At 70.1% G+C, this 12,353-nt stretch carries 11 protein-coding genes; 5 read left to right on the top strand and 6 right to left on the bottom strand.

What is annotated here, in order from left to right; genetic code table 11:
• Positions 1–108 precede the first annotated feature (108 nt).
• Genes ACUYTF_RS03500 through ACUYTF_RS03520 form a run of 5 tightly spaced genes read left to right on the top strand, consistent with a single transcriptional unit; the run spans position 109 to position 5,346 of the window.
• Positions 109–903: a TIM barrel protein gene (locus ACUYTF_RS03500; protein ID WP_434143095.1), complete on the top strand. Its 795-nt coding sequence runs from the start codon at positions 109–111 to the stop codon at positions 901–903.
• Positions 900–1,814, top strand: coding sequence for a phosphogluconate dehydrogenase C-terminal domain-containing protein (locus tag ACUYTF_RS03505; protein WP_434143094.1), 915 nt, complete (start codon positions 900–902; stop codon positions 1,812–1,814). Before ACUYTF_RS03500 ends, ACUYTF_RS03505 begins: the two co-directional genes overlap by 4 nt.
• The gene (locus ACUYTF_RS03510; RefSeq protein WP_434143093.1) at positions 1,814–2,569 is read left to right on the top strand and encodes an SDR family oxidoreductase; all 756 of its coding nucleotides are present in this window, start codon (positions 1,814–1,816) and stop codon (positions 2,567–2,569) included. Before ACUYTF_RS03505 ends, ACUYTF_RS03510 begins: the two co-directional genes overlap by 1 nt.
• Before the next feature lie 10 nt (positions 2,570–2,579).
• Complete coding sequence (locus ACUYTF_RS03515) at positions 2,580–4,346, top strand: hypothetical protein (RefSeq protein WP_434143092.1); 1,767 nt, start codon at positions 2,580–2,582, stop codon at positions 4,344–4,346.
• A gap of 46 nt (positions 4,347–4,392) precedes the next feature.
• The gene (locus tag ACUYTF_RS03520; RefSeq protein WP_434143091.1) at positions 4,393–5,346 is read left to right on the top strand and encodes a CPBP family glutamic-type intramembrane protease; all 954 of its coding nucleotides are present in this window, start codon (positions 4,393–4,395) and stop codon (positions 5,344–5,346) included.
• Here the strand turns inward: ACUYTF_RS03520 and ACUYTF_RS03525 are convergent.
• The 6 genes from ACUYTF_RS03525 to ACUYTF_RS03550 all read right to left on the bottom strand — a co-directional run bounded on the left by ACUYTF_RS03525 (position 5,334) and on the right by ACUYTF_RS03550 (position 12,348).
• The gene (locus ACUYTF_RS03525) at positions 5,334–5,774 is read right to left on the bottom strand and encodes a hypothetical protein (protein ID WP_434143090.1); all 441 of its coding nucleotides are present in this window, start codon (positions 5,772–5,774) and stop codon (positions 5,334–5,336) included. The genes ACUYTF_RS03520 and ACUYTF_RS03525 overlap by 13 nt on opposite strands.
• Before the next feature lie 165 nt (positions 5,775–5,939).
• The gene (locus ACUYTF_RS03530; protein ID WP_434143089.1) at positions 5,940–8,240 is read right to left on the bottom strand and encodes an Ig-like domain-containing protein; all 2,301 of its coding nucleotides are present in this window, start codon (positions 8,238–8,240) and stop codon (positions 5,940–5,942) included.
• Between the two features lie 415 nt (positions 8,241–8,655).
• Positions 8,656–10,314: a cytochrome c biogenesis protein ResB gene (resB, locus tag ACUYTF_RS03535; protein ID WP_434143088.1), complete on the bottom strand. Its 1,659-nt coding sequence runs from the start codon at positions 10,312–10,314 to the stop codon at positions 8,656–8,658.
• Complete coding sequence (locus ACUYTF_RS03540) at positions 10,298–11,041, bottom strand: cytochrome c biogenesis CcdA family protein (RefSeq protein WP_434143087.1); 744 nt, start codon at positions 11,039–11,041, stop codon at positions 10,298–10,300. Before ACUYTF_RS03540 ends, resB begins: the two co-directional genes overlap by 17 nt.
• A gap of 3 nt (positions 11,042–11,044) precedes the next feature.
• Entirely contained in the window at positions 11,045–11,707 is a 663-nt protein-coding gene (locus ACUYTF_RS03545; RefSeq protein ID WP_449279344.1) for a TlpA family protein disulfide reductase, read from the bottom strand.
• Positions 11,704–12,348, bottom strand: coding sequence for a histidine phosphatase family protein (locus tag ACUYTF_RS03550; protein ID WP_449279345.1), 645 nt, complete (start codon positions 12,346–12,348; stop codon positions 11,704–11,706). Before ACUYTF_RS03550 ends, ACUYTF_RS03545 begins: the two co-directional genes overlap by 4 nt.
• Positions 12,349–12,353: the final 5 nt, after the last annotated feature.

Here is a 12,353-nt window from a genome sequence, read left to right on the forward strand (position 1 = left end):
GCGCGTCGGCGATCCCTGTCGCGAGTCTTGAAAATTGGTCAACCGGTTGCCATAATGTTCGACAGGGATCACCCCGACCCGGCACGACCGTCGACAGGAGCAGCGCGCATGATCGGACTCGGCAGCTACGCGTTCTTCTGGCAGCACTCCGACCGGGTCGACGCCCCGCTGAGCCTGCGCGGCGCGTTCGAAGCCACCCGGAGCCTCGGCGTCGAGCTCTTCCAGATCTGCGACTACGCGCCGCTCGACGGCTTCACCGATCGAGAGGTCGACGAGAGCGCGGCGGCAGCCCGCGACCTGGGGCTCACCATCCAGCTCGGCACCAAGGGCGTCGACCCCGAGCACCTCGCCCGCTACCTCGCCCTCGCCAAACGGTACGACGCGCGCCTCGTGCGCAGCATGCTCTTCTCCCCCGGCTCGCGCCCCACGCTCGCCGAGGCCGAGGCCCGCCTGCGCCGGGCGCTGCCCGCATACGAGGCGGCCGGAGTCACCCTCGCGCTCGAGACCTACGAGCAGGTCGCCACCGCCGACCTCGTCGCGCTCATCGAATCGATCGGCAGCGACCGTCTCGCGATCTGCCTCGACCCCGCGAACGTCGTCGCCCGCCTCGAAACGCCGCGGAGCTGCGTCGAGGCCGCCGCCGCACTCACGGGCAACGTGCACGTCAAGGACTTCGACTTCGACCGCCAGGCCGGCTGGGTGGGCTTCACCTACAGCGGCGCCCCCATGGGCGCCGGCCTGCACGACTACCCGCATCTGCTGAGCACCGTACGCCCGCGCGAGCGCGGCATCGACGAGATCGTCGAGCACTGGCTGCCCTGGCAGGGCGACCCCCGCACCACCGTCGACGCCGAACGGGCGTGGACGAGGCGCACCATCGAATATCTGAGGAGCACGCAATGACCGAGAACACCGAGCAGTACCGCATCGCCGTCATCGGCGCGGGCGGCAAGATGGGCATGCGCGTGTCGAACAACCTCGCGCGCACCGCGCACGACGTGCGCTACGTCGAGAACTCGCCCGCCGGCCAGGAGCGCACCCGCGAGGCCGGCCGCGCGCTCAGCGATCTCGCCGCCGCAATCGCCGACGCCGACATCGCCGTGCTCGCGGTGCCCGACCTCGCGCTGGCCGCCGTGACGGCCGAGATCGTGCCGCAGCTGCAGCCGGGCGCCATCGTGCTGACGCTCGACCCCGCCGCCGCCTACGCAGGTCTGCTCACCACTCGCGACGACGTCATCCAGGCCGTCGCGCACCCGTGCCACCCCTCGATCTTCCTGCAGCGCCAGACGCCCGAGGAGTGGGCCGACACCTTCGGCGGCATCGCGGCCCCGCAGGATGCGATCGCGGCCGTCGAGTCTGACGACCCCGCGAAGCAGGCTATCGTCGAGACGACCGTGCGCGCCATCTACGCCCCCGTCATCGACGTGCACTGGGTCACCATCAAGCAGCTCGCGCAGCTCGAGCCGACGCTCGTCGAGACGGTCGCCTGCATGATCGGCGCGCTGCTCAACGAGGCGCTCGAAGAGACGATCAATACCATGGGCGTACCGGCCGATGCCGCTCGCAGCATTCTCTACGGTCACACGCAGGTCGCCCTCGCGAACGGACTGCGCGGCGACAACCCCTTCAGCGACGCCTGCCTCATCGCCATGGACTACGGCCGTGAGAGCATCATCAAGGACGATTGGAAGAAGATCTTCCGCGACGACGAGCTCGACAAGAACCTGGCGCGCATGCTGCACCTCGACGGCATCGACCGCTCGGGCGCCGCGGCCGGTTCGAGCACGGCCGGTTCGAGCACGAAGGAGCAGTGATGGCGCGCTTGCATGGGAAGACGGCTCTCGTCACCGGATCCGCGACCGGCATCGGCCACGCAGTCGCGGCCCGCTTCGCCGCCGAGGGAGCGCGCGTCGTGATCGCCGACCGCGACGCCGAAGCGGCGGCAGCGGCAGCGGCAGGGATCGGCGCCACCGCCCGCGCGGTCACCGTCGACATCTCGGACGAGGCGTCGGTCGAAACCGCGTTCGCGGAGGTCGAAGCGGCGGGCTGGGCCCCCGACGTCGTCGTCGCGAACGCCGGAGTGCAGCTCTTCGGCCAGGACGCGGAGGCCGCCGACCTCGACCTCGACGTCTGGCGCCGCACCATCGACATCAATCTGACCGGCACCTTCCTGACCGTGAAGCACGCGACGCGCTCGATGCTCGCGCACGGGGGCGGCTCGATCATCCTCACGGGCAGCCCGACCGGGCTGAACGGCGAGGGCAGGGACTTCACCGCCTACAGCGCGTCGAAGGCCGGCATCCACGGGCTCGCGCGCACCGTCGCGGCCGCGTATGCCGATCGCGGCATACGCGTGAACACGGTCGTGCCGGCCTACACCGAGACGAGCCTCGTCACGACGATCAGCGACGACCCCGAGGCGCGGGCCGCCATCATCGGGCGCATCCCGCTCGGCCGCGCCGGCTCCCCCACCGACATCGAGGGCATCATGGTGTTCCTCGCATCGGAGGACGGGGCCTTCGCGACCGGGTCCCTCTTCGCCGTCGACGGCGGCATGACGACGCTCTAGGATCGAGCCCATGACCGGGGAGCGCTGGGAAGACGGGGGCATCGCCTGGACGGCCGGCCCGTGGAGGCTCGAGCTGCGCGACGACGAAGTCGCCGACCTTGCGTACGACGGTCGTTCGGTGCTGCGCAGCATCCGCGCGGTCGTGCGCGACGGCGACTGGAGCACCGCAGGCTGGACGCTCGGCGAGCCGATCGACGAGCCGGCCGCGCCTGACGGGTCCGGCGGCTCCGCACGGCGCCTGCGGCTTCCCCTGCGGTCGACGGGGTTCGGCAGCGACCTCGTCGGCGGGCTGACCATCGAGACCGACGGCGATGCACTCACCGTCGCGTTCGAGGCCGTCTCGCAGATCGACTACGAGACGAACCGCACGGGCCTCGTCGTGCTGCATCCGGCCGGCGCCGCGGGCGCCGACCTGCGCGTGCGGCATGCCGATGGCTCTGTCGAGCGCACCGCGTTCCCTCGCGAGATCTCGCCCCACCAGCCGGTGCGGGACATCGCGGCCCTCACCTGGGAGCACGACGGCCTCGAGATCACCACCGCGTTCGCGGGCGACGTCTTCGAGATGGAGGATCAGCGCAACTGGACCGACGCCTCGTACAAGACCTACAGCCGCCCGCTCGCGCTCCCGTTCCCGTACCGGCTCGTGGAGGGCGAGCGCGTGCGGCAGACGGTGCGGGTCGACGTGCGGCCGCACAGCGCCGCGGGCGTCGCGACGCGGGCCGAGGTCGCCGCGATCGCGCTCGAAGCCGGTGGCGTCTTCCCGACGATCGGAGTCGCCGCCTCGGAGGCCCCCGATCCCGCGCCCGAGCTGACGGCCCCGCCCGGTGGCGAGCTGCTCGTCGAGCTCGACCTGCGCACCCGTGCCTGGCCAGCCGCGCTGCAGCGGGCCGCGGCACGCGGCGTTCCCCTCGATGCGCGCGTCGTCTCGCCGGACGATGTCGACGGGTTCGATGAGCTTGCCTCCCGCCTGCGGGGTTGCAGACTCGCCCGCATCGCGGTCTTCAGCGCGTCCCTGCACGTCTCGGACGCCCCGCTGGTCGCGCGCCTGCGCGATGCGCTTGCACGCACCGGCGTCTCGGCGCCCGTCATCGGCGGAAGCCGTTCGCACTTCACCGAGCTGAACCGCGAACGGCATCGCCTCCCCGACGGCCTGGACGGCATCGTCACCGCGACGACGCCGCTGTTCCATGCGCTCGGCACCGCCCAGCTCATCGAGTCGGTCGCGATGCAGCGCCTCATCGCGCAGCAGACCGTCGACTACGCGGCCGGGCTCCCGGTGCGCGTCGGACCGATCGCGCTGCGCCCCCGATTCAACAACGTCGCGACGCGCCCGCAGCCCACGCCGGGCCGCCACGACCTCGCGGAGGGCACGGGGACCGAGTTCACCGGGGCCGTCGATGCCCGCCAGGCGGCCCCCGAACTCGCTGCATGGACGATCGCGAGCGCCGCGGCGCTCTCGGTGCCCGGCGTCGCGGGGCTCGCCTATTTCGAGGAGTGGGGACCGCGCGGCATCCGCACCTCCGACGGTGCGCCCACCCCCGCCGCCGAGGCCATCGCCGCGCTCGCGGCGCTCGCCGGGGGCGAGCTGCTGGCGGGGCCGAGCCCGGACGGGCTGCTCTGGGCCGTCGGCGCTCGCACGACCAGCGCCGACGTGCGCATCGTCACGGCGAACCTCGACGATCGCGAACGCACACTCCGCGTGACGGTGCCCGGCATTGCGATCCCTGTCGAGCTGCGGCTGCCCGCGTTCGCCTGGCGCCTCGTCGACCCGACGTAGCGCAGCTCTTGCGCCGCGCACTCAAATTTGGATAGAGTCCAAACTTATGACGCAGCGCACGGTGCCCTCTCGGAGCCTCCCCGCCCCCGTCGCCGGAATGCTCGAAGCGCAACGACCGACCGGCATCGTGGTCGGACTCATCATCACGCTCACCGCGATATTCGTGACCGGCGCACTTCCGGTCCTCAGGGCGATCGCGCAGGGCATCGCATTCGGCCTCGGCGGCGAGCAGCCGGTGTTCGCGATCGAGCCGAGCACCCGCGCCGACCTGCTGCTCTCGCTCTGCTCATTCGCGTTCGGTGCCGCACTGATCTTCATCTGGGTGCGCGCGAAGGAGCGCCGCACGGTTTCGACACTGGGCTTCACCGCTCCCTGCGGCGCGAAGCCGGTCGCGGCGCAGGCCCTCCGGGGCGCCGGCACCGCCCTGCTGATGATCACCATCTGCGTCTTCGTGCCGGTGGCCCTCGGCGGCGCGGCGCTCGCCTGGCGCGCACCGGAGCTCGATGCCTCAGCGCTCGGCTTCATCGCGCTGATGCTCGGCGGGTTCCTGCTGCAGGGATCGACCGAGGAGATCGTCACGCGCGGCTACCTGACGCAGGTCGTCGCGAGGCGCTGGGGACTCACCGCCGCCGTCATCGCCCAGGCGCTGCTGTTCGCGGCCATCCACGGCGCCAATCCGGGCATGGGGCCCATGCCCGTGATCAACCTCGTGCTGTTCGCGGTGTTCGCGACCATGCTCACCCTGGCCGACGGGAGCCTCTGGGGCATCTGCGCCTTCCACGGGGTGTGGAACTGGGCCCAGGGCGGTCTCTACGGAGTCGCGGTCTCGGGGTCGACCGTCGGCGAGTCGCTCTTCGACTACGCCCCGGAGCCCGACTCGAACGCACTGCTCACCGGAGGCGACTTCGGACTCGAAGGCAGTCTCGTCACGACGGTGCTCTACACCGCGGCCGCGTTCTGGGCGTGGCGCACGTACCGGCGTCGCGCTCAGTCGCGGTAGACGATGTCCCCGCTCGGCGTGACCGAAGCGCTCGCGTCGCGCAGCAGCAGATCCTTCAGCTCATCGACCGTCAGGGCGTTGCGGCTCGCGACTCGGTCGATGCGATCGCCGAGCGCATCGATGGCCTCCTGGCCGCCCATCTCGCGCGGCAGCACCTTTCGCGGAGCGACCGTACCCGCTTGCGCCTCGCCCGAGGCCTGTGCGCCCGCGCCCGACTCGGCCTGCGCGCCCGCGGCATCCCCGCCGGAGCCCGCCTGCGCCTCGCTGCCGGCCTCCGCTGTCGATGTCGGCGCGCCGTGCTCGTCTTCCGCCCCTTGCGGCGCGCAACCGACGGCGGATGCGGCGAAGGCGACCGTCAGGGCTGCCGCGCCGAGCGCGACCGCCGCGGTCCGGGAGGTGCGGCGCGGGGTGTCGTCGTGTTCGTGCATGGTCTTCGCCCTTCGGGTGGTTCTGGTGAGGTTCCGTGGGTCTGATGAGCGGTCGACTCTCAGGCTATGCCGTGTTCTTGTGAGAACGCGAAGGGGCAGGGCTCGTGCACACGAACCCTGCCCCTCCGATCCATCGCCCGCAAAGCGGGCCGGGGTGGCTGCCGGTTAGGCGGCCATCTCCTCCTGCTGCTTGCGCTGGCGGATCGCGACGAGTGCGACCACGCCGCCCGAGACGAGCAGTGCGACGGTGATCAGGCTGAGCATGGTGCCGAAGCCGTAGTCGCCGCCCGTGTGGGCCAGGCCGCCGCCCCCGGTGCCGGGATCTGCGCTCGCAGTGGCGCCCGTCGCTGCGGTGCCGTTGGCGGCAGCTGCCGCGCCGGCTGCGGCGGAAGTGCCGTCGGCGCCGCTCGCAGCCGTGGTGCCGTCAGCGCCGGTGCCGGCGGCCGAACCGCCATCAGCACCGTTCGCGGCCGTGGTGCCGTCGGCACCGGTGGTCGCGCCGGCATCCGCCGCGTCGGCCGCATCCTCGGCCTCGACCGTGAAGGTCACCGCGTCGGAGGGGGCCGACTCGGTGCCGTCGAGCACCTGGGTCGCGACGACGGTGTAGTCGCCTGCAGCGAGCTCTGCGGGCAGCTGCACGCTCCACTGGCCATTGCTGACCGTGGTGGTCGCGGTGTACTCGGTGCCGTCGGCAGCAGTGACCACGATGGTCAGCTCCGCGCCCGTGGCGCCGAGGCCGCTGAAAGTCACGTCGCCGGGAACGGTCGCTCCGGTGACCGGGCTCGTGATGGCCGGTGCGTCGACGACGGGCGTCTCGTCCGATGCGGGAGCGGTGCCGCTGATCGTGTAGTTGCCGAGGCTGCCGTAGTTCGAGTAGCCGTTCGCCGCGGCCAGCGATGCCGAAGCCGGGTCGCCCTGGCCGACACCGGTGACGGTGAGGTAATAGGTGCCCGCGGTCAGGTTGCCCTGGATCGAGGCGTCGAGGCCGTCGAGCGTATTGCCGTTCAGCACGGTCTCGGGGGCGTCGGAGGTGATCTCCGTGCCGTTCGAGTCGGTCAGCGTGAGCTTCGCGTCGAGGTTCGGGCTGATCTCTGCGATCGCGACCTCGGCGAGCACGTCGCCGCCTGCGGTCGTGAACGAGAAGACGTCGTTCTCGCCGGTCTGGCCGATGATGCCCGTGGCCTCGAAGGTGTCGTTCGAGTTGTCGAGGGCGGTGGCGCTCGCAGCGTCGTTCCCGTGGTCGTCTGCCGCGAAGGTCGCGCGGTCGCGGAAGTCGAACTGAGCCGTGATGGTGGGGCCCACCGGGTCGCAGGTGCCGGCGTCGTTCGCGAGGACGATGTAGTCGCCGGGCTGCGGGTTGCCGATGTCTGCACTGTTGGTATCGCAGTAGGTCACCGAGGTGCCCTCGAACCAGGTACCGTCCGGGTAGGTCCAGCCCAGGAGCACATCGACGGCGCCGCCGCCGGTGCCGTCGGGGTTACCGGGGGTACGGTCGGTCATCACCGAGAAGTCGTCTTCGGTGTTGGTGGCCGAGTTGTAATCGCCGTTCGACCACTGCACGAGCGGTGCGTGGTACGGAGCGCCCATCACGGGCCCCCAGATGCCGCCGTCCGGGTTGTAGTACTCCTCGGAGCCGAAGCCGTCGTGCTGCAGGCCGAGGGTGTGGCCGACCTCGTGCGAACCCGCCATGCCGACGACCTCGGGGATCGCGGTCGCGGGATTCTCGTTGCCGTCGGCGTCGTTGTTGGTGGCGCCCACGAACACGAATGCGGGGGCGGCCCAGCTCGAGCCCGCGCTGCCGCGGAAGGCGATGCCGGCCGAGCCGGCGGCGAAGTCGGGCACCGGGGTGTCGGTGATGACGAGGTGCGTACCGTAGTTCGCGTCGTCCGCCGAGCTCTTCACCAGCGCTTCCGTGCCGGGGTCGGCCGTCGTGACGTTGACGTTGAACGGTGCGTAGTCCTCGGCGATCGAGGCCCAGACGCGCTGCTGGTCGATCGCGGAAGCGCCGAGCGAGTAGCTGGGCTGCGAGCCGGGCAGTTCATTCCACTCGGTGCCGACGACTTCGAAGCCGTCGAAGTCGAGGTAGACGGTAAAGGGAGCACCCGGGAGCGACCCGCCGGCGGGAGTACCGGGGATCGGCGCCGAGAGGGCGTCGATCTCGGTCTGCGCCGCCTCTGCCGGGCCCCACTGGTCGAGCTCGGCGATGCTGCCGCTGGGCGAGACGAGCAGCTCGCCCGTCTGGACCTGCTGAGCGATGATGCTCTCGTCGACTCCGTTGAGAGCAGCCGCCTTGGCGATGCGCTCCTCGGTCGAGATGGCAGCGGCCGAGGCGACCTCGGCGACCTGTGCTGTGTTCTCGACGCTCTGCGGCTCCGCATCTTCAGCCATCGCCGGTGCGGCGATGACGAGGCTGCCGAGCCCGAGCGCCGCTGCCGCGCCGAGCGCGAGCGGACGACGTTTCGTCACTGATGATCCCCTAATGAGTAGTGGCCTGAAAATCCGACCGAACGTGCATGTCGCGGCGCTGCGGGACGACGATTGACTCGACGCCCCGTTGGGTTTCACCGTCGCTCGGTTCAAGAAACGGGAAATCCGCACCAGCGGCCGCGGCCAAGGTAGCCCGGCATTCCCAATTTGCGCAAGGTTCGGGGTGTTAGATAAGCGCCACAGAGACGACTAAAAGACCTGATCAGACGGCGACTTTCAGTAATTTTTCAGACACACTCGCACCCCGTGAGCACCCTACGGACCCGCTGTGCGCACCCATGCTTTGCTATGAGATCACCTTGAGAAATGCCCATCAGTCACTTTGCGTGCGCCAATGCAGACCAATTGCAGCCCAATTGCATTCCCCGTAGTCCTTCGGGGTCGCGGCGAGGCGCTACAAGGTCTCTCGGTGCGCCGCGATCAGTTCTTCGACGGCGCGTTCGAGATTCGGGTCATCGCCGCGGGCGAGCGCCGCGTACTGCAGCGCGACTCCGTCGTCGGTGACGATCGCCTTCACCCACATGCGTCGCCGGGGCACGAAGAGCGACCAGAGCAGCCCGCCGATCGCGAGCAGGGCGAAGACGAGGATCCAGGTCTGGGCGGGATTGCGCATGACATCGAACGAGGCGTAGCGGGGCACCTCGTCGAGCGTGATGGTGCCGAGCCCCCGCGGCAGGTCGACCGTGTCTCCCGGCGTGAGCCGCAACGACTTGCTGCCCTCGACGTTGCGCCCGGCGACCTGCTCCATCTGGTCGGTGTCGAGCGAGTAGACCGACTGCGGAATACCGCCGTCGATGCCGAGGTCGCCGATGAAGACGTCGAGGGTGAGCAGCGGGTTCTCGAGATCGGGGTAGCTCGAGGTGAAGGCCCCCGACTCGAGTTCGGCCTTCGTCGGGTAGAAGAAGCCGCGCAGGCCGAGCTGCGTCTCTGCGCCGGTTTCGGTTTCGATGCCGTAGGGCACCTTGATCACGCCGAGCGACGTCAGATTCGTATCCTGAGGAATGAACGGCATCGCCTCGCTGTAGACGACGGTGCCCTCGGCGTTCCGGATGGTGACCCGGGGCGCGTAGCCGTTCGCGATCAGATAGATGGGCGAGCCGTGCACGCGCAGCGGGTGGTTCACGCGGATCACCCGGTCCTCCTGCGAGCCGTCGGGGTTCGTGAGCGTGACGGAGGCCGTGAAGTCCTCGACCTGCCCGATGGCCGCGGCATTGCCGTCGTCCGGGGTGACGTAGGTCACCGCGAAATCGTCGAGCGTCAGCGCGAACGGGTCGAGGCTCTCCGTGTCGAACGAGTTGCCGGAGTTCACGGTGTCGTAGTCGATCAGCTGGTTGATCATCGTCTCGCCGACGACGAGTACCTTCTGCCCGTTGAAGGTGAAGACGCCGCCGATGCCGACGCTGATGAGCACGCCGAGCAGGGCGCCGTGGAAGAGCAGATTGCCCGTCTCGCGCAGGTAGCCGCGCTCGGCCGACACCGAGACCTCGTCGACGCCGCGGCGGGACGCCCGCTGCACTTCGACCCGGTAGCGCAGGCGCTTCAGCACTCCGGCAGCGGTCTGCACCGCCTGCTCGGCGAACTGCGCGCGATCGGCATCGCTCGCGTCGGGGTTCGAGACCCGCACCTCGGTGAAACCCGCCATGCGCTGCAGGCGCGCGGGGGTCTTCGGAGGCGTGCCGCGCCAGGCCTTCCAGTGGTGCGCGATGCGGGGCAGCACGCAGCCCACGAGCGAGATGAAGAGCAGCAGGTAGATGGCCGAGAACCAGACCGACCCGTAGACGTCGAAGGCCTGGATCGGGAACGCATCGAGCACGGGGAAGAGCTTCGGGTGGTCGAGCTGGTACTGGACCACGCCGTTCGGGTCGGCGCTGCGCTGGGGCAGCAGCGAGCCGGGGATCGCCGCGACGGCGAGGAGGAGGAGGAGGATCAGTGCGACGCGCATACTCGTGAGCTGGCGCCAGAACCAGCGACCCCAGCCCACGATGCCGAGTTCGGGCGATTCCACCGGACGGGCTGCGCCCGAGCCGTCGTCGTAATCAGAGGGGCGTGACATATCCGCCGATCACCGCCTGCAGTGCATACATCATCCGACTCCAGAGTCCGGTCACCATGAGGAGACCGATGAGAATCAGCAGAACTCCGCCGATCAGGTTCACGGCACGGATATGCCGTTTGAAGAATGTCATAGTGCGCGTCATCCAGCCGAAGCCGAAAGCGGCGAGCACGAAGGGCAGGCCGAGACCGATGCAGTAGGCGAGCGCGAGCGCGATGGAGCGCGGCACCGATCCCTGCTGCAGGCTCAGCCCCATGATCACCGTGAGCGTCGGCCCCATGCACGGGGTCCATCCGATCGCGAAGACCGCGCCGAGCAACGGCGCGCCGACGAGCCCGAACCGGGGCTTGACGCGCAGCTTCTTCGTCGACTGCATCGCCCCGAAGAGCCCCATGAACACGAGGCCCATGACGATCACGAAGACGCCCATGAGACGGGTGATGAGCCCCTCCCATTCGAGCAGCCAGACGCCGACCGTACCGGCGGCCGCGAGGAACGCGACGAGCACGACCGTGAAGCCGCCGACGAAGAGCAGCGCGCCGAGCACGACGCGGCCGCGGGCCGCGCGATCGCCGGGCTCGGCGCTCGCGGTCGACCCCACGTAGGCGAGATAGCCGGGCACGAGCGGTAGCACGCAGGGCGAGAGGAACGAGATCAGTCCGGCCGCGATGGCGACCAGCGAGGCGACGAGCAGTTGCCCGTCACCGATCAGTTCCTGCAGCGACACCGATTACTGCTCCGCGCCGGTTTCCGCCAGCGTCTCCTCCACCAGGGTGCGCAGCTGCGAGGCCGCGGCGAGCTGGCCGAGCACGCGGTGGGCGACGCGGCCCTGCGCGTCGAGCACGAGCGTCGTCGGCACGGCGTTGAGCGGCACCTGCCCGGCGAAGGCGCGCTGCACCTCGCGGTCGCCCGCCACATCCATGATCGACGGGTACTCGATGCCGAACTGCTCCGAGAACTGCTGCGCCTGCGCGACCTGATCGCGCGTATTCACTCCGACGAACGCGACGCCCTGCGGCGCGAACTCGTCGTACACCTCGACGAGATCGGGCGCCTCGGCGCGGCACGGCGGGCAGCCCGTATACCAGAAGTTGACCACCGTCACACGGCCCGCGATGTCGTCGGTCCCGAAGGTGCTGCCGTCCTCCGTCGCGCCCGAGAACTCGACGGGCTCGGTGCGCTCCGAGACCGGGATGCTCAGCGACGATCCGTCGCCCGAGATGAAGCCCTTGTCGCCGCCGTCCTCCCACTGCTGCGACAGGTCGTCGGCGCCGGCGCTGCTGCAGGCGGTCGCTCCGAATGCGAGTCCGAGGGCGGCGATGCATGCCGCGACGCGCATGTACGCGCGGCGACGCGGAGCGATCCCTGTCGAGGCCGGGAACAGCGACCTCATACGGCCCCCACGTCCTTCGCCTCGTCGAGCAGACTCGCCGCCGGGTTGCGGTAGTCGACCTCGAACCAGCGCTCGCCGCGCTTCTCGAAGCTCGTGATGCTCGACAGGTCGCAGCGGCGCTTCGCGGGATTGTGGAAGAGCGGCCGGCCCGCGATGTCGAGGTGCGCGATCCAGATCGGCGCCTGGTGGGCGACCATCACGATGTCGCCGTCGCGCGTGTTCGCCCACGCGTCGTCCATCGCCTGCCGCATGCGCGAGGCGATGCTGCGGTACGGCTCGCCCCAGCTCGGGCGCAGCGGGTTCCAGTAGCGGTACCAATAGCGCGGCTTCTTGAAGTCGGAGCCGGGGCCGCTGCCCTTCTGCCCCTCGAAGCTGTTCGTCGGCTCGATGATGCGCTCATCGGTGCCGATCTCGAGACTGAACGCGCTCGAAATGGGGCGCGCCGACTGCTGCGCCCGCTCGAGCGGGGAGGCGATGAGCCGCGCGACGGCGCGGTCGCTGCCCGCGAGCTCGAGCGCGGCGGCCTCGGCCATGCGGTGCCCGAGTTCGGACAGGCGGTAGCCGGGCAGGCGGCCGTACAGGATGCCCTCCGGGTTGTGCACCTCGCCATGGCGCACCAGATGCAGCAATTTATCGCTCACGCCCC

It is taken from the genome of Leucobacter sp. GX0328 (genome assembly GCF_053567315.1).

Coding starts and splice junctions, on each gene's coding strand:
- ACUYTF_RS03520 (WP_434143091.1), top strand. CDS start 4,393: ATGACGCAGCGCACGGTGCCCTCTCGGAGCCTCCCCGCCCCCGTCGCC.
- ACUYTF_RS03545 (WP_449279344.1), bottom strand. CDS start 11,707: ATGAGGTCGCTGTTCCCGGCCTCGACAGGGATCGCTCCGCGTCGCCGC.
- ACUYTF_RS03505 (WP_434143094.1), top strand. CDS start 900: ATGACCGAGAACACCGAGCAGTACCGCATCGCCGTCATCGGCGCGGGC.
- ACUYTF_RS03510 (WP_434143093.1), top strand. CDS start 1,814: ATGGCGCGCTTGCATGGGAAGACGGCTCTCGTCACCGGATCCGCGACC.
- ACUYTF_RS03515 (WP_434143092.1), top strand. CDS start 2,580: ATGACCGGGGAGCGCTGGGAAGACGGGGGCATCGCCTGGACGGCCGGC.
- ACUYTF_RS03500 (WP_434143095.1), top strand. CDS start 109: ATGATCGGACTCGGCAGCTACGCGTTCTTCTGGCAGCACTCCGACCGG.
- resB (WP_434143088.1), bottom strand. CDS start 10,314: ATGTCACGCCCCTCTGATTACGACGACGGCTCGGGCGCAGCCCGTCCG.
- ACUYTF_RS03525 (WP_434143090.1), bottom strand. CDS start 5,774: ATGCACGAACACGACGACACCCCGCGCCGCACCTCCCGGACCGCGGCG.